We start from the raw sequence: 18,057 nt of genomic DNA on the forward strand, positions 1-18,057 counted from the left end.
CTCAATACACTTAAATTGCTAAGGTAAAGGTTTTGATCTCCACAGCGAATATCACTCAACAATTTGGCGCTAAGCCGTTATTTGAAAACATCTCAGTTAAGTTTGGCGAAGGTAACCGCTACGGCTTAATCGGGGCTAACGGTTGTGGTAAATCAACCTTTATGAAGATCTTAAGCGGTGAGCTTGAGCCAACAGGCGGTAACGTAAGCTACGATCCAAACGAGCGTGTTGCAAAGCTAAACCAGGATCAGTTCGCGTACGAAGAATTCACGGTTATCGACACGGTAATCATGGGTCACAAAGAGCTTTGGGAAGTGAAGCAAGAGCGTGACCGTATTTACTCTTTGCCAGAAATGAGCGAAGAAGACGGCATGAAAGTGGCTGACCTTGAAGTTCAGTTCGCGGAAATGGACGGCTACATGGCAGAAGCAAAAGCGGGTGAACTGCTTCTTGCTGTAGGCATCCCAATGGAACAACACTTCGGTTTGATGAGCGAAGTGGCTCCAGGTTGGAAACTGCGTGTGCTTCTAGCGCAAATCCTGTTTGCTGACCCAGACATCATGCTACTTGACGAACCAACCAACAACTTGGACATGGATACGATCCGTTGGTTGGAAAACACGCTAAACGCGCGTAACTGCACGATGATCATCATCTCGCACGACCGTCACTTCCTAAACTCAGTATGTACGCACATGGCTGACTTGGATTACGGTGAACTACGTGTTTACCCTGGTAACTACGACGAGTACATGACCGCGGCTTCTCAAGCTCGCGAACGTCTACTTAGCGACAACGCGAAGAAGAAAGCTCAAATCGCTGAGCTACAAACTTTCGTTGCGCGTTTCTCTGCAAACGCATCGAAAGCAAAACAAGCTACGTCTCGTGCGAAGCAAATTGACAAGATTAAACTGGACGAAGTTAAAGCGTCTAGCCGTCAAAACCCATTCATTCGTTTCGAACAGTCAAAAGAACTGTTCCGTAACGCTCTGATTGTTGAAAACCTAAGCCAAGGTTTTGAAGAGGACTTGTTCTCAGACTTCAATGCAATTTTTGAAGTGGGTGAGCGCGTTGCGATCATCGGTGAGAACGGTGTGGGTAAAACAACTCTTCTAAACACGCTTGCTGGTGTACTTGAACCTCGTGCGGGTGAGTTCAAATGGTCTGAAAATGCAAACATCGGTTACTACGCGCAAGACCACGCGCATGAGTTTGCAGAAGACATGAACTTAACGGATTGGATGGGTCAATGGCGTCAAGAGGGCGACGACGAGCAAGTAGTTCGTGGTTTCCTAGGTCGTATGCTGTTTGGCCAAGACGACATTAAGAAGTCAGTAAAAGTACTGTCTGGTGGTGAGCAAGGTCGTATGCTGCTTGGCAAGCTGATGATGCACAAGCCAAACATGTTGCTAATGGACGAACCAACCAACCACATGGACATGGAATCGATCGAATCTTTGAACACCGCGCTTGAGCAATACAAAGGCACGTTGTTCTTTGTATCTCACGACCGTGTGTTCGTAGACTCGCTAGCAACGCGTATTATCGAAATTCGCGATGGCAAGATTTCAGACTTCAAAGGTACTTACTCTGAGTTCTTGAAATCTCGTGGCGTTGACGCGTAATTACTCATACAGCGCTTGAAAAGTAAAAGCCTCGCTATTTAGCGAGGCTTTTTTAATTGGTCTTAATCCTTAAACTGACCAGTTAGATACGCATATATGCCGACGACACCAAATGTAATGATCATTGAGAGCATAATGCCACTGGGCGTGAGCAAAAAATTCCACAGTTGGTCATTGTCCATAGTTCACATCCTTTGTGAATGAGCTGTAGTTAGCATCAATTAAAACAAGTGTTGTTATTGCTACAACAAACGTTGCTATTTCTGGCTTATATCGCTTAGTTAAGCCTTCATAACGTGATGATTTACTTATCCCAATCGTTATAAGTTTACACTAATCGGCGGTTTTGTAATGTGTTCTCGTTAACGAGATGCGCTTTCGCCTTTCACATCAAACTCAATCTTGTCCGCTCCGGTAAATACTTGGAATCGCAAACCTTTCGCACGCGCAATGGTCGTAATGCCAAATTGCTTCGCTAGATCTAACCCCATTTGAGTAACGCCAGAGCGAGAAAGTAGAACAGGAATGCCCATTTGAGCTACTTTAATCACCATCTCTGATGTAAGGCGACCTGTTGTGTAGAAAATTTTATCTTCACCTGTCTCTTCTTTGAGCCACATCTCACCTGCAAGCGTATCCACTGCGTTGTGACGGCCGACATCTTCCACAAATGACAATACCTCATTGCCTTTGCAAACCGCACAGCCATGCACCGCGCCCGCTTTTTTGTAGGTGTCGTTGTAATGAGTCAACGCTTCAAGTGCGGAGTAGATTTCTGATTGCTTAAGCGGAACTTGAGGCACTTGGTAGTTCTCAAGTTGTTTCATCACGTTGCCATACATGGTGCCTTGACCACAGCCAGATGTGACGGTTTTCTTTTTCAGAGCGCCTTCTAAATGTTCGGTATTTTCTTTAGTAATCACCGCTGCGGAATGCGTTTCCCAGTCAATAATGACGGATTCAATCGCTGCTGGATCAGACAGGAAGCTTTGGTTTTTTAAATAACCCAGTACTAGCGCTTCTGGACGCGAACCTAGCGTCATGAGCGTGACCACTTCTTTCCAGTTCAGCATGACCGTAAGAGGACGCTCGCAAGCGATTTGCTTCGTGAGCTTTTCGCCGTACTCGTCGTACACATCGACTTCAATGGTTTGCAGGGGATTTTCACTGGTTTTAATAATATTTGGTTTCAGCACAGTCGTGTCCTAGTGATTAAGAGCGTTAGGTTGCTACGCATTTAGCTTGCTAAGTGGTTAGCAAAGCAAATCTCGTTCCAAAATAGCGGTTCCCATAAAAATTGCGAGGTTTTATGTCAACAATGCATTAAAACTGCGATATCGCAGTAATGACACATCAATAAATTTGAGTTTCAACTACTTTGGTACTTGAGTATAGCGCTGTGTATAGGATTGATTTGGCGCGGTTATTGCTTTGTAGCGATGAAATGGATGAAAGCCAAGGTCAAAATGTCCTGTAAGTTTTCAGACCAAAATAGAAAAACTGGGTGAGTTATGTCGGATAAGAAAGATTTCGAGAACAATTACGAGAAGACTGAAGACGCATGGCCAATTGGCGTAGAGCTTGTTGAGCATGAGATCAGTACAGGGATTTGGGTGACAACCCAATGGCAGTTGACGGGATTTGCGCTAAATCCGACGGAAGAGACTCCAGATGTTTGTCTGTTGCAATTGCACAAAGACGAGCGTACAGACTACCGCTTTAACTTAAGCTCTCAGCAACCTAAACTTTTTTTAGTGATGGATAACGTCGAGTCTGGTGAAAAACCAGCGATACAGCTACTAACGGCTTCACAATCTGTCGCGGCGCAATATATGGATGGCGACAACCTTGTACTATCCAACGATATGCCGTTAGCCGTTCAGGCTTGGATGGAAGCCTTTATCGGTCGCCACGGTGAGTTGTTAGAAGTAAGACGTAAGAAACGCAAAGGAGCGGGCAGAGCAAATGGCAACTAGTTTTTTAAGCCGTTGGTCGAAACGTAAATTAGAAGAATCTTCCCAACAGGATGAAGAGATCACACCGGTAGCAGAGACGGAGCAATCCGAAGATAGTGTCACAGCGCTTTCAAACGCTGACGAAAGCTCAGACGCTTTGAACGTCAATGAGGTTAGTCAGGCTCCAGACATTACCGCGAATGTAGAGACTGAAAAGCCCGAAGAAATGTCTGTGGCGCAACTGCTGGTTTCTGAAGCTTCAGAAAGCGTTAAGAAAGCCGCGCTGCGCAAAATGTTCTTGTCCGAAGAATTTAACGTGCGTGATGGCCTAGACGATTACGATGATGATTACAGTAACTTAAAGTCACTTTCTAAAGACGTCGCAGAGACGCTACGTGATTGGGTTAAAGAAAAAGTGGAAGAAGAACCAGACGCTGCAACGACGCAAGGATCTGAACTTAACGCTGACGATATCGCATCTGAAGTGGTTGAAGACGCAGAACCAAACGCCGAAAAAAGTGCCGGAATTACCCAAGATGAAAATGAACTGTATATAAATACAGTGCCTGGTGAAGATGATACTTTTGCTGAGGAATCACCGCCTAACGAGGTGAGACAAAATATACCACACAAAGAATAGGTACATTTTGACTAAACACTCAATGAACCGGCTGGGACAAAATGTCTCAACCGGTTTTTTTATCCCTACTATTTGTCGGTAAAATATCTAAGTGATTGAATTTTAATTGATATTTTATTGGCATGACATTTGCTATTTGTTGCTCAATACCAATCTGGTTGAAGTTAGCACGGACGCACTGCGTAGTATTCATCGCCTATAGATGGCGGAATAAGAATGCTCATTGATAAGTTAATCAGCAGAATCTCCGGCGCTAACTACACTAAGAGATGGAAAAGACTATCCATGTTCATAAATGGAATTGAGCAATGCTGAAACAATTATTAGAACAAGCAACTTCCAATAACGGTAAAGCGAGGCTGTACGCTTTCGAAAATACCGTAGAGTTGACCAATCTTATTCCACCAACCGTAAGCTATGAAAGCGGCGGTAATACTTTGATTGTGGGTCCAACGGCAATCATCGAAAGTGCGGCAGCGCAATTGTCGCAAATGAACAGCCTAACGCTGCTTTCTACCGATGGCGAAAAGGGAACAAATCCCGAGCTTTACTACGCCAATTCGGTTCAGGTTTCAGGGTTCTTAGGTACGTTTGAAGTTCTGATTGAAAATCATGGTTCGACCAACAATCTTGCCAAGGTCGCGATCAATAGCGATTGTTTCGATATCGTACTCGATCTTTGCCTAAACAGCTGCATGTCGGAAGAAGTACCAGTACCGGGCTACTACCCAGTTGGTCGTGGCTATCCGAAACTGGCTGAAGCGTTGGAAGAAATTCCAACCTTGATGGGGACGTTCGATAAACCGAAATTCTTCCGTTTAGATACCGATCTATGTGCACACAGCTCTCGTGGCGTAAAAGGTTGCGAACGTTGTGTGGATGCTTGTCCGGCAGGGGCACTATCGAGTGAAGGCAGCGACAAAACGGGCCATCGCATCGAGATCAACCCATACCTATGTCAAGGCGTGGGTACTTGTGCTACAGCGTGTCCGACAGAAGCTATTCATTACGCATTACCAAACCCCGAAGATACGCAAAAGTTTATTGAACGTACGCTAGCCAACTATGAGCAAGCGGGTGGTTTAGATCCTATCGTATTGATTTGTAGTTCTCGCCACGAGAGCTACAACGTGATGGCACTAAAAGCATTGCCAGATAATGTGATTCCAATTGTGGTGGAAGAACTGCCTTCGGTTGGTATAGATACTTGGTTTGCCGCGCTTGTGAACGGTGCCACTCAGGTGCTGTTTGCGGCTTCGCGTTTTATGCCTCAAACCATTATTCGTGTGCTTAATAGCGAAGTAGGTATTGCTCAAGAGCTGCTCGACCAACTTGGTATCGCCAAAGAAACCATCGACATTTTGTACCTAGAGTCACTACGTGAAGGTGCTCCGACACTTTGTACTGAGTCTTTTGATTTGGCATTAGGTGATTTGCAAGGTAACAAACGTCAGCGTCTATTTACGGCGTTGGATGCGTTGTCAGCATCACGTATTCCAGTTGAGAACATTGTTGAACTGCCAGCGAACGCACCTTACGGCACGGTTTCTTGTGAAAGTAAAGATTGTACGTTGTGCATGAGCTGTGTGGCGGTGTGTCCAACACGTGCATTGCATACGGACGGCCAATCTCCGTCACTTAAATTCGTCGAGCAAGACTGCATTCAATGTGGGCTGTGCGAGAAAGCGTGTCCAGAGAAAGTGCTGACGCTTACTCCTCGTATGAACTGGGTGAAAGAAGAACGCCAGAAAGCGGTTGTGATTCATGAAGAAAAGGCAGCCGAGTGCATTCGCTGTCACAAGCCTTTTGCTCCGCAATCGATGATCGACATGCTGCAAAACAAGCTTCGTGGTCATTCTCATTTCTCTGATGAAGCCGCCATTAATCGCATCGCCATGTGTGAAGACTGTCGTGTGATCGACATGTTTGAGTCGATGGCTGCTGATCCAATGAATCAATTGAAATACTAGGAGCTCGCAGTGGATACACAACAAGAACAAACACTGAGAACGGACATTTATCTCGTTCTATCCGCGCTTTTTCGTAGTGCGCCAAGTGAGGAAATGCTGGCGTTCTTGAAATCGCTAGAAATTGAACCGTCTGAGAGCGCGATGCAAAAAGCTTGGCTCGCACTGCAACAAGCCGCGAACGAAGCGCAACGAGAAGCATTAGAAGAAGAATATCAAGATCTGTTTATTGGCATCGGCCGTGGTGAAGTCGTGCCATTCGGATCTTGGCATCGTACGGGCTCGATGATGGAAAAACCATTAGCGGAAATTCGTCGCGATCTGGATCTTTTAGGCATCGAACGAGAAGAGAACGTGAAAGAGCCTGAAGACCATATTTCTGCACTGTGCGAAGTGATGGCAATGCTGACGGGTGAAGAGGAAGAACTTCAACAAGCGGTGTTTAACAAACACATCGCCCCTTGGTTCCAATCTTTTACGCGCCAACTAGAGAACGCAGAAAGCGTGAACTTCTACAAGCCAGCTGCACAGCTTTGCGATGCATTTTTAACGTTAGAGCAAGTGCGCTTTAGCGTGAACACCAAAAGCAGTAAGAGCAAATTAAAAATTGATGTGAAAAACGTCACTGATTACGAGTAATCGAGCAGTACTTGGTCATATCGATAGAGAGGCATGAGTCTCCAAAGATCTACCGTAAGGTAAGGAAGCAATGATGAAAGATAATAAAGAAATAAACACAAGCCGTAGGGATCTCCTAAAAGGCTTCACAACCGCTGCCGTTGCTGGTGCTGTTGTTGCGGGAACCACGAAAGTGGCCGTTGCTTCAGAAACGGTTGAGCCTTCTGAAAAAGACGTGAAGAAGAAAGGGTATCGTGAAACTCAACACATTCGCGATTACTACGACACACTTTAGGAGATAACGGATGAAACTTGTCAAACGCTCCGACAGTGTGAGCAAAGAAACGAACCAGCTTGGCGTATCTCGTCGTGCATTCATGAAAAACACTTCGCTTGCCGCTGGTGGCGCAGTGGTTGGTGCTAGTCTATTCGCTCCGGGAATGATGAAAAAAGCGCAAGCAAAATCAGTCGATCCAGAAGCGAAAACAGAAGTAAAACGTACTATCTGTTCTCACTGTTCAGTGGGTTGTGGTATTTACGCAGAAGTTCAAAATGGTGTTTGGACGGGTCAAGAGCCTGCATTCGACCACCCATTTAACGCCGGTGGTCACTGTGCAAAAGGCGCAGCACTGCGTGAACATGGCCACGGTGAGCGCCGTCTTAAATACCCAATGAAGCTTGAAAACGGTATGTGGAAAAAGCTTTCTTGGGATCAAGCGATCGAAGAAATCGGTAACAAGGTGATGGACATCCGCAAAGAGTCTGGCCCTGATTCGGTTTACTTCTTGGGAAGCGCAAAGCACAGCAACGAACAAGCGTACTTGTTCCGCAAAATGGCATCACTTTGGGGCACTAACAACGTTGACCACCAAGCGCGTATTTGTCACTCAACAACCGTGGCGGGTGTAGCGAACACTTGGGGTTACGGTGCGATGACCAACTCTTTCAATGACATGCACAACTGTAAGTCGATGCTGTTCATTGGTTCAAACCCAGCTGAAGCACACCCAGTAGCGATGCAGCACATTCTGATCGCGAAAGAGAAGAACAACTGTAAGATCGTCGTAGCGGATCCTCGTCGTACACGTACGGCAGCAAAATCGGATCACTATGTCTCACTTCGTCCTGGTTCTGACGTAGCATTCATTTGGGGTGTGTTGTGGCACATCTTCGAAAACCAATGGGAAGATAAAGAATTCATCCGGCAACGTGTATTCGGTATGGATGAAATCCGTGCTGAAGTAGCGAAGTGGACGCCAGCAGAAGTTGAGCGTGTAACAGGCGTAAGCGAAGAAGACGTTTACCAAACAGCAAAACTGCTTTCTGAAAATCGCCCGGGCTGTATTGTTTGGTGTATGGGTGGTACTCAGCATACTACTGGTAACAACAACACACGTGCTTACTGTGTGCTTGAGCTAGCGCTTGGTAACATTGGTAAATCAGGCGGCGGCGCAAACATCTTCCGTGGTCACGATAACGTACAAGGCGCGACCGACCTAGGCGTACTTTCTGACACGCTACCGGGCTACTACGGCCTTTCTGAAGGTGCTTGGCGTCACTGGTCAAAAGTGTGGGAAATCGATTACGAATGGATTAAAGGTCGTTTCGATGACAACGCTTACGGTGGTCAAAAACCAATGAACAGTGCAGGTATTCCTGTATCTCGTTGGGTGGATGGCGTACTGGAAAACAAAGACAACATTCGTCAACGCGAAAACATCCGTGCAATGTTCTACTGGGGTCACGCAGTGAACTCTCAAACACGTGGTGTTGAGATGAAAAAAGCGATGCAGAAGTTGGACATGATGGTGATTGTGGACCCATACCCAACTGTTGCTGCGGTAATGAACGACCGTACCGACGGCGTTTACTTGCTTCCTGCAACAACGCAGTTTGAAACATACGGCAGTGTTACCGCTTCTAACCGCTCTCTACAATGGCGTGATCAGGTGATTGAACCTTTGTTCGAATCAAAACCTGACCATGAAATCATGTACCTGCTTTCGAAGAAACTGGGCTATTCAGATCTTCTGTTCAAAAACATCCGTGTTGAAAACAACCAGCCGGTGATTGAAGACCTAACGCGTGAATTCAACAAAGGCATGTGGACGATTGGTTACACAGGCCAAAGCCCAGAGCGTTTGAAAGCGCACCAACAAAACTGGCATACGTTCCACAAAACCACATTGGAAGCGGAAGGTGGCCCTGTAAACGGTGAAACCTACGGTCTACCTTGGCCATGTTGGGGTACACCGGAAATGAAACATCCAGGCACACACATTCTGTACGATACGTCTAAGACGGTTGCAGAAGGTGGCGGTAACTTCCGTACGCGCTTTGGTGTGGAATTCGAAGGCAAGAGCCTTCTTGCGGAAGACAGCTACTCGAAAGGCTGTGAAATCAAAGACGGTTACCCAGAATTCACTGACAAGTTGTTGAAACAACTTGGTTGGTGGGACGATCTAACCGCTGAAGAGAAAGCGGCAGCAGAGGGTAAAAACTGGAAGACAGACCTTTCTGGCGGTATTCAGCGTGTCGCGATCAAGCACGGTTGTATCCCATTTGGTAACGCGAAAGCACGTGCGATTGTTTGGACGTTCCCAGACCGCGTACCACTGCATCGTGAACCACTGTACACACCACGTCGTGACCTTGTAACGGATTACCCAACTTGGGATGACAAAGATGCAATCTTCCGTGTTCCTACGTTGTATAAATCAATTCAAGAGCAAGACAAATCGGGCGAGTACCCAATCGTTCTGACTTCTGGCCGTCTGGTCGAATACGAAGGTGGTGGTGAAGAGACGCGTTCAAACCCTTGGCTTGCCGAGCTTCAACAAGAAATGTTTGTTGAAGTAAACCCGAAAGACGCGAACGATCTTGGCTTTAGAGATGGTGATGATGTTTGGGTTGAAGGTGCAGAGAAGGGACGAATCAAGGTGAAAGCGATGGTTACACGTCGTGTGAAACCTGGCTTGGCGTTCATTCCATTCCACTTTGGCGGTAAGTTCGAAGGTGAAGACCTACGTCCTAAATATCCAGAAGGCACTCAACCTTATGTTGTTGGCGAAGCCGCCAACACGGCAACCACTTACGGTTACGACCCTGTTACTTTGATGCAGGAAACCAAAGTAACCCTATGTAACATTCGTAAAGCGTAAGGAGTCTGACAATGGCACGAATGAAATTCCTATGTGACACCAAACGCTGTATCGAGTGTAACGGCTGTGTTACTGCATGTAAGAACGAAAACGACGATGCGCTTGAATGGGGTATCCAACGTCGTCGCGTTGTGACACTTAATGACGGTGAACCGGGTGAAAACTCGATCTCTGTTGCTTGTATGCACTGTACAGATGCGCCTTGTATGGCGGTTTGTCCAGCTGACTGTTTCGAGCATACAGAAGACGGTATCGTACTTCACAATAAAGATCTGTGCATCGGCTGTGGTTACTGCTTGTTTGCTTGTCCGTTTGGCGCTCCGCAGTTCCCGAAACAAGAAGCGTTCGGTGAACGTGGCAAAATGGACAAATGTACGTTCTGCGCAGGCGGTCCAAACACTGAACCTGGTTCAGAAGAAGAACGCCAAAAATACGGTGCGAACCGTATCGCAGAAGGCAAACTACCGATGTGTGCATCGCTATGTTCAACAAAAGCACTACTTGCGGGTGACGCAGAGAAAGTCTCTGATATTTTCCGCCAACGTGTGGTAGAGCGCGGCGCGAAAAACGCAGGTTGGACAGACGGAAACGATCTTTCTTACGATGCGACGAAAAGCTAAGTAAGGAGAGGCACATGTTAAACACTCTTAAACGTGCGTCTCTAGCAATGCTGTCAATGATGACGGCATTGCTGCTGACTTTCGCAATGCCTGCTTCAGCAGAGGAGCAATCTTCTAAAGTGGTTCAACAGGAGATAACGCAACTTGCAGGTGCAGATTATTGGCGTGAAGTCAGAGAGGGGCAAGAAGGTTATACCACGTCTAAATCGCCAGAACATGGCGTATTAATCAGTAAACCTGGTGAGACTTGGTACATTCTAAAAGAGAAATGGATGTCTCCTGCTGGTGCTGTCGCGATTTTCGGCAGTATCGCGATGGTTATCATGGCTTACGTATTTGTTGGCCCTTTGATGCTAAGTAAGCCTCGTACAGGCAAAAAGATGAAGCGCTGGTCTCGCTTGGATCGCGCTCTCCACTGGAGTATGGCGTTTACATTCTTAACGCTTGCATTCAGTGGTTTGATGCTGGTTTACGGTAAGCACTTTTTAAAACCGTATGTTCCTACCGAGTTTTGGGGCTTTATCGTCATGTTGGCGAAGCAGTACCACAACTACATGGGACCACTGTTCTTCATTTTGCTGATGTTTGTACTCTTGAAATGGTGGCGCAAGTCGATTCCAAACATGACAGATATTCGTTGGTTCATGAAAATGGGCGGCATGGTTGGTAAGCACAAAGGAACGCATCCATCGGCAGGGTTCTCAAACGGTGGTGAGAAAGCCATCTACTGGTTGTTGATTTTCTTTGGCGCTATTGTCGCGGTAAGTGGTTTAGTTTTGGATTTCCCAATCTTTGGGCAAACTCGCCGAGATATGGAACTTTCTAACCTAGTTCATGCCATTTCAGCCCTGATTCTGATCTGTGGCTTTATTTTCCACATCTATATCGGTCTATTCGGTATGGAAGGTGCGTTAGAAGGCATGGTGACTGGTGAAGTCGATGAAACATGGGCGAAAGAGCATCACGATCTTTGGTATGAAGAAGTGAAGTCTAAAGAAGCGATGGGCGAAGCAGAATCAAAACCAACGACAGAGAAAGGAGCGAAAGCGAATGAACAAACATCATAACGGGATTTGGATTGCGTATATCCTGAGTTGTTTTACCCCGTTTACGTTTTTGATCTCAGGCGTTATCGCAATTATCTATGCGGGTTACCGTTTGGATAAGGGGGAGGACAGCGACGTAGTGATTTCTCATTACTACGGTCTGATTCGTACTTTCTTTCTCTACCTAACGTTTTTTGTGGTGTTGATTGTCACTGTAGCGACCTCTAACGGTGTGCTAGTCGGGGTGAGTGACTATTGGGTGAAAAGTACGTTGATCGAAGACATCGCTTACTTCATACCTTGGGTCGGAATGGTATTCGCTGCGTTAGCTATTCTTGTCTGGTTCATCCGTATGTTCCAAGGCATGCAGCAACTGCGTAACAATCAACCTCATACTCCCTCTACAGGTCCAAACCTATAGAACCTTAACAACATCAAAAGCCGCCTTATTTAGGGCGGCTTTTTTATTGCTTCGGTTATGCAATGGAGAGCTAGAAGCTTGTCGTGACACGCTGGACATGAGCATAACGTTCTATAGTTTGAGTCAACTTCTCTCGTGTGAGACACGGTATCTCAGTCATGCGACTATTGTGAATTTTCTTGGTGAATTTTGTTATCTGGGGAGCGAGTCAAATTAACAAAAGAAATTGCTCTCTAAAAGGCAAATCGCTGAGACCTCAGTCTCACTCACACTATTGTTCATTTACTCAAGGCATTTTTAGCCGCTAGAGTACGCGACGCTCAGCAATTCTTTTTTAAAGAGCATCAAATTCGCCTTAGTGCATTCAAGTCAAGGAATAGTCGAATTCTGAAAAGGATCCGGCTTTCACACGTTTGCTTTGTATTCTCAGTACCTGCTAGATGAAAACAAAGCAAACTTGTGAAGTCAGTGGTAGGCAATAGGAAAGGACACACTCGTTACAACTATGATTCCTCAATTTGTTATCCCTCTCACCAACTGCCTTGGTCAAAGCTTTCATTTTTCCAGTCAGCCAATCCCAAAAGGTGAACACAAAAAGTTTGACTCAGAACAGAGTGCGAAGGCGTTTCTAGATGACTTCGTACCGCTTAGCTCAAGCCGTGTTGAAGAGTTGTATCATCTACTTGGTCAGTTTCCCCCAAACGTACCGGATGAAGAACTGACACCAGAGCTTTATGCGCCTGTATTTGCAAAAGCACTTGTGAATGGTTCTCTTTATGTCGCTAGTTTCCCTAAAACAAAGAAAAACGCGACAATATCCAGTGAACCAACACCGGTACCTAAGCAAGTAAAAGCAAAGTCTAAGCAGAACAAAGCACATACATCTTCTAAAACCCAAGCTAAGAATTCAGCCTCTGCAAAGCCTTTACAGACGGGCAGCGAATGTCATGAAAAAGCGGGAGATCCGGTTTCTCTAGTAACGGGCGAAGAAATATTAACACTCAATGATGTAGAGCTTCCCAATGGCTTCGTTTGGTCAAGAACCTATCGTTCATCCAAAGCTTCCCGAAATCAAGGTCTTGGTTACGGTTGGCGACATGCTTTTCAATTTGAACTGAAAGAAGTCACAGATGAAAAGCACAACGTCACCTCATGGGAATTTATAAGCGATTCTGCTGACGAGATTGAATTTGAACCAGTTGAGCATCGTTCAACAAGTTATCAAGTCTATGTCGGAGCAAGCTGTCATTTCCTAAACCCAAATACACGAATTGTCACTCTTTCTAGTGGTGATCAATATCGTTTTGAGTTGGTAGAAGACATTTGGCTATTAAAACAAATCCGCAATGGAATCTTTTCGACGTTCCAACTCCATTATTCGAGAAACCATCGTCTAATTGAAGTTGCACATAACAAGCGACCAGTTCTTGAGTGTCAATATGATAAACAAGGGCGCCTTGTTGAATTGTTGAACACAAAGACAGAACAAGTATTAACAACATATATCTATGACGAGCAAGACGATCTTGTTAGTGCGACGAATGATTTGGGTTTGACTGAGCGATATGAGTATCAAGACCAACATTTGATAGCCAAACGTGTTCGACCAACAGGGTTTACGCATCACTTTGAATGGTCGGGAGAAGGCTCGAGTGCTAAGTGCATTAGAAACTTTGGCGACTCAGGTATTTACGATTATCGATTCCATTATGAGGGCGCAAAGTCCTCTTATTCTGACTCTTTAGATAATGAGTGGACTTTCATTCATGATGAGCAAGGTCATCTGCTTGAAAAATCGAGCCCGACAGGAAGAACGTGGCAATGGCACTATGATCATTTAGGGCGTAAAGAGAAAGCGGTATTCCCAGATAACTCGACAACACAGTACCAGTACAATCAGCAAGGCCAATTAATTTCCAAACTGCACTCTTCCGGTGCTCAAATTCAATATGGTTATGACAGCTTAGGTAAGCTTGTAAAAACGGTATCTCCTGATGGTGATCTTGAAAAGGCCTATTACAACAGTCTTGGCCAACGAGTGTGGGATATCGATGCTCTAGGCTGCGTAACGGAGTATGAATACGATAAACATGGTCAAGTCGTAAAGAGAGAGTCTGAAGATGGTAAGAAGAGCCGTTGGTGGTGGGATAAACAACAAAGATTAGTCGCTCATGAAGTAGATGGCACTTTACTTCGCTACAGTTATGGCGCTACCGATTTAGTTAATGGGATTGCGTATCCCGATGGATGTGTTGCCCAGATTTCCTATGATGATTACGGACGCCGCACATCGATAAGATATTTCAACGACGAAGACCAAGTCGCTTACAGTGAAGAGTACGCTTATGACGAGTTTAGTCGTGTTGCACAGATACAGACACCAGAAGGTGTCACGTCTTATCAATGGGGAGCTTTGGCTCAACAAGAAGCGGTAATCTTCCCTGATGGCAGCCATATTTCCTACGAGTACGATCAACAACGTAACCTAACGAAATTAGTTCGAAGTGATGGTCTAGCGTTTGAGTTTTTGTACGACAGTGAAGGTTTACTATCAGGTACCGTTGGATTTGATGGGCTACACAGCCAATTCAAATACGACTCTATGGGAAGAATCATCCGAAAAGATGTTGCAGATAGGACCGTTTTATACCGCTATGACGATGCTGGCTTTCTTCAGCATATTAAAGCGGGAAATGGAAAAAATATTGTTGAGAATCACTTTAACTATACGTTAGGTGGAAGACTGACTTTAGCCTCTAATCGTCATCAAACTCTACAGTATCAATATTCCTCATTTGGACATTTAACTAAGCGTATTCAAGGTCAATTTGAAATCGGTGAAGAGTTTAACCGAGTCGGACAGCGTGTTTCGCAAACCTTACCAGACAAGACGTCACTTAACTTTTCATACGACACCAATGGTAGGCTTTCCGAAATCCGGTTTAGCGATGACTCATTACCAAAAATTGAGTTCCAATATGATGTTATGGGGAGGCTTTCTGTCACTGAAACTGAGAGTTTCAGAGAGAGCAAACTTTATGACGGTGTCGGTCGATTAGTCGAGCAGCAATGGTCAGGTAGAGAAAAAAAATACATATACAATGCACAGAACCGAATCTCTTCAATTTTAGATAATACTGCAGGGGCAACTCACTATCAATACGATACCCTCGGGTACGTTACAAAGGTTAGTGAAGCCGGTTCGACTTCAACATTTGAATCAGATAGCTTTGGAAATCCCGCTTTGGCTGATTCTAAGGTAATGAGTGACCGCATTGAAGCTTATGCAGGTGTTCGTTACAAATACGACCAACAAGGTAATCAAGTTAAACGAGAAGGCGATGGCGCGGTTCAAAAACGTGTGTTTGACGCATTAAATCAACTGGTAGAAGTACATGGTGATTCGAGTATTAGTCACTATGAATATGATGCATTAGGCCGAAGAACAAAGAAAATTACTCAACATGGTATCACGGAGTTTCTTTGGGAAGGTGAGCGTTTGCTCGGAGAACGCACTGCCAATGGCTTCCGTTGGTACCTATATCAACCAGAAACCTACATCCCATTGGCTGTGTTAGAAAATGGCTCAATTTATTTGTATGAATGTGATCAGGTTGGTAAACCGGAACGACTAAAAGACAGTGCCGGAAATATCGTTTGGAGTGCAAGTTATGATGTCCATGGATTTGCTTCTATAGACGTTGAAGAGGTGAGAAATCCACTTCGTTTTCAGGGACAGTATTTCGACCAAGAAACCAACTTACATTACAACCTCGCTCGGTATTACGACCCTAAGCTAGGACGTTTTATCCAACAAGACCCGATATCTATTGCTGGTGGTATTAACCATTACCAATATGCAGTCAATCCTATCCAGTGGATTGACCCAACAGGTTTCCTTTGTGAAGAAGGGCTAAAACGCTTACAGCAAATGCTGGCTGAGTATCAGGCGCAAAACAACGTTCCCCAAGAGGTTTGCGATCAGATTTTAGAGGCGGCAAAAGAGTCATCCGTCGGAGAAGATGGCGTTCGCTCGCAAGTCAAAATCCGCAAACCCAAAGGTAAAAATCATATTCGATATGAATACGATTTAGACCATATTGATTGTGAAAGAAACGAGATTACTTTTTATCGTCATATCAATCATTCAGATGGCAGCAGACACGAAGTGCAGTATGTTGTTGGGATTGAGGAATTTGTAAATGCGCATGTTTTTGACTTAGAGAAAGTTGGCGGGGAAGAAGGTTGCACGATCTTCACTGAAGATCTTGTGTTGAATAAAGCTGAGTATAAAGAAAACTCAGAACTCAATACGAGTGGTTATGAGCTAACAGAAAGAAACAAAGCAAAAATTGATGAATGTTTGAAAGAGCGTCAAAAGGCTATGGACGCTCGAACTGGCGAAGAGGGATATAACGCTCAAATCGGCAATATTAACCAACAGTCTGCAAAAATTGGTGAGTTGGCCGCGGATGACTTTGTCCGGAGTAAACGTCCTAATGCTAAGCTGCTTCATCCCAAAGATATTGGAACCTCAATTTCGAAGCCGGGCGACTTTGATATGGTTTACGAGGTGGAAGAGCCTCCACCAGGTGAAATTATCATTGTTGAGGCCAAAGGGGGGAACAGCCCGCTAGGCAGTCGTAAGATTGGAGACGAAGCGTATCAGCAAGGTACAAGTAAGTATGCAAGTGCAATTACGGATTTGATGGCTCAAAAGGGTAAAGATACTACCGAATGGAAAGCGGCCCGAAGTATAAATAAAGCATTGAGAAAGAAAATTCCCGTTAGATATATTCATACTCAAACTGCTATTTCTGATGCTGGAGATGTTTCTTCAGTTAATGTAAAAGAATTTAACGTAGGATTAGGAGTGAAATAAATGCCTGAGAACAATAAGAAAAATCACGTAGAGAGAAAGGCGGAACCTCATCTAACACTAAATGATGTCGCTGACTACCAAATGTATATCAATGAGGATTTAGATGAGCGCAAAGAGCTAATTGTAATCCGTAGAGAGAATTTAGTTGCTCTTAGCGACGATGCTTCAGAACAAGTGAGGTGGTATACTTGCTTTCCATCTGCAATAGAAACTGAAAAAATAGGAACACTCTGTCTTTATGAAGCATCATTAATGCGTGCCTTCTATCATCAACTTGCCATCAAACCAAGTGAGCCCCAACGTATTCAACTACCTGATTATCCAGTAGTAACCTGGAAAGGTGAAGGTATTTTAAAAACAGGCTTCATTTGTCCCTCAATGTGGCTAGATGCTTATTTTACCTCTGTCATCGTCCGTGACAAACCCAGTATGGATGTATTGGCAAACTTTCCGATTTCTTTGATGAGACAGAGCTCTACCAAAGCGGGTGAGCTGTCTTATATGCTAGTAGACGTCATTCAGTCGTTCCACAACCGCACATCGGATTATCCTGATAAGCTGGTTGCAGCAATGGACGCAGCGGTAGCTCAAGGAGATAACTGGGCGTTGGAAATTGCGATGGGGATCCTAGAAACCTTCGCTGCGCTAACTACTAACATTGGCTATGACTTTGAGGAAGTGCTAGTCAAAAATCTACAGCTCCAAGAGAAATATCATCTTCGAGAATTAGGACCAGATAGGATAGGCATCCGCACTTTCATTAATTTCCCTCTGCTTGGCATGGCTTGTATGTGGTACGACAAAGGTCATCGTTTATCTGTTGAAACCGGTTGGCTTCCTCCATATCTCGTTGAAGGACGTTGGCTAGAAGATGTAAAAGCAGGCAAGATCACACGATAAATTATCATTTAGTTAGAAATTTAATGTATGGGCCATCTCTATATGAGGTGGCTTTTTTGCGTTTATGGTCAGAGTTTACTAATTAAACGCGTACATGTTGTGCGCATTATATTGGTGCATAGACCCTACATTGGTGCATTTGAATAGATAAAATCAATACAAATAAATGTTTTTGATTTCATTTAAGGCTTTATAAAACAATGAATTAAATCCTAATTGTTA

Annotated in this window: 13 protein-coding genes; 12 read left to right on the forward strand and 1 reads right to left on the reverse strand. The window is 44.8% G+C overall.

The window, feature by feature from the left end:
* The first annotated feature begins 32 nt into the window (after positions 1-32).
* Positions 33-1,625, forward strand: a complete 1,593-nt coding sequence (locus OU793_RS05985) for an ABC-F family ATPase (RefSeq protein WP_274647738.1) — start codon at positions 33-35, stop codon at positions 1,623-1,625.
* 362 nt (positions 1,626-1,987) lie between these two features.
* On the opposite strand, the gene OU793_RS05990 is transcribed toward OU793_RS05985, so the two are convergent.
* Positions 1,988-2,821, reverse strand: coding sequence for a formate dehydrogenase accessory sulfurtransferase FdhD (locus OU793_RS05990; RefSeq protein ID WP_005396179.1), 834 nt, complete (start codon positions 2,819-2,821; stop codon positions 1,988-1,990).
* 315 nt (positions 2,822-3,136) lie between these two features.
* Here OU793_RS05990 and OU793_RS05995 point away from each other — a divergent pair, with 315 nt between their 5' ends.
* The 11 genes from OU793_RS05995 to OU793_RS06045 all read left to right on the forward strand — a co-directional run bounded on the left by OU793_RS05995 (position 3,137) and on the right by OU793_RS06045 (position 17,835).
* Positions 3,137-3,601: a DUF3305 domain-containing protein gene (locus OU793_RS05995; protein WP_005396177.1), complete on the forward strand. Its 465-nt coding sequence runs from the start codon at positions 3,137-3,139 to the stop codon at positions 3,599-3,601.
* The gene (locus tag OU793_RS06000; RefSeq protein WP_025574808.1) at positions 3,591-4,220 is read left to right on the forward strand and encodes a DUF3306 domain-containing protein; all 630 of its coding nucleotides are present in this window, start codon (positions 3,591-3,593) and stop codon (positions 4,218-4,220) included. The genes OU793_RS05995 and OU793_RS06000 overlap by 11 nt, the downstream gene beginning before the upstream one ends.
* A gap of 308 nt (positions 4,221-4,528) precedes the next feature.
* A complete protein-coding gene (locus OU793_RS06005; protein ID WP_005396174.1) occupies positions 4,529-6,190 on the forward strand; it encodes a 4Fe-4S dicluster domain-containing protein in 1,662 nt (553 codons plus the stop codon).
* A 9-nt stretch (positions 6,191-6,199) separates the two neighbouring features.
* Complete coding sequence (locus OU793_RS06010; protein WP_015296733.1) at positions 6,200-6,826, forward strand: molecular chaperone; 627 nt, start codon at positions 6,200-6,202, stop codon at positions 6,824-6,826.
* A 73-nt stretch (positions 6,827-6,899) separates the two neighbouring features.
* Positions 6,900-7,100: a twin-arginine translocation signal domain-containing protein gene (locus OU793_RS06015; protein ID WP_005396171.1), complete on the forward strand. Its 201-nt coding sequence runs from the start codon at positions 6,900-6,902 to the stop codon at positions 7,098-7,100.
* Between the two features lie 10 nt (positions 7,101-7,110).
* Positions 7,111-9,966 (forward strand): formate dehydrogenase subunit alpha, encoded by a 2,856-nt coding sequence (locus tag OU793_RS06020; RefSeq protein WP_140103154.1) that lies wholly within the window; start codon positions 7,111-7,113, stop codon positions 9,964-9,966.
* An 11-nt stretch (positions 9,967-9,977) separates the two neighbouring features.
* Positions 9,978-10,586 carry a formate dehydrogenase FDH3 subunit beta gene (fdh3B, locus tag OU793_RS06025; protein ID WP_005453840.1) on the forward strand — a complete coding sequence of 203 codons (609 nt, stop codon included), beginning with the start codon at positions 9,978-9,980 and terminating at the stop codon, positions 10,584-10,586.
* A 14-nt stretch (positions 10,587-10,600) separates the two neighbouring features.
* Positions 10,601-11,653: a formate dehydrogenase subunit gamma gene (locus OU793_RS06030; RefSeq protein ID WP_005495045.1), complete on the forward strand. Its 1,053-nt coding sequence runs from the start codon at positions 10,601-10,603 to the stop codon at positions 11,651-11,653.
* Positions 11,637-12,053: a membrane protein gene (locus OU793_RS06035; RefSeq protein WP_005479430.1), complete on the forward strand. Its 417-nt coding sequence runs from the start codon at positions 11,637-11,639 to the stop codon at positions 12,051-12,053. The genes OU793_RS06030 and OU793_RS06035 overlap by 17 nt, the downstream gene beginning before the upstream one ends.
* Before the next feature lie 505 nt (positions 12,054-12,558).
* Positions 12,559-16,935 (forward strand): RHS repeat-associated core domain-containing protein, encoded by a 4,377-nt coding sequence (locus OU793_RS06040; RefSeq protein ID WP_140103152.1) that lies wholly within the window; start codon positions 12,559-12,561, stop codon positions 16,933-16,935.
* Positions 16,936-17,835: an immunity 49 family protein gene (locus OU793_RS06045; protein WP_140103151.1), complete on the forward strand. Its 900-nt coding sequence runs from the start codon at positions 16,936-16,938 to the stop codon at positions 17,833-17,835.
* The last annotated feature ends 222 nt before the right edge of the window (positions 17,836-18,057 follow it).

The sequence above is a fragment of the Vibrio sp. VP6 genome (assembly GCF_028823755.1).
In the GTDB taxonomy this organism is placed as follows: domain Bacteria; phylum Pseudomonadota; class Gammaproteobacteria; order Enterobacterales; family Vibrionaceae; genus Vibrio; species Vibrio parahaemolyticus.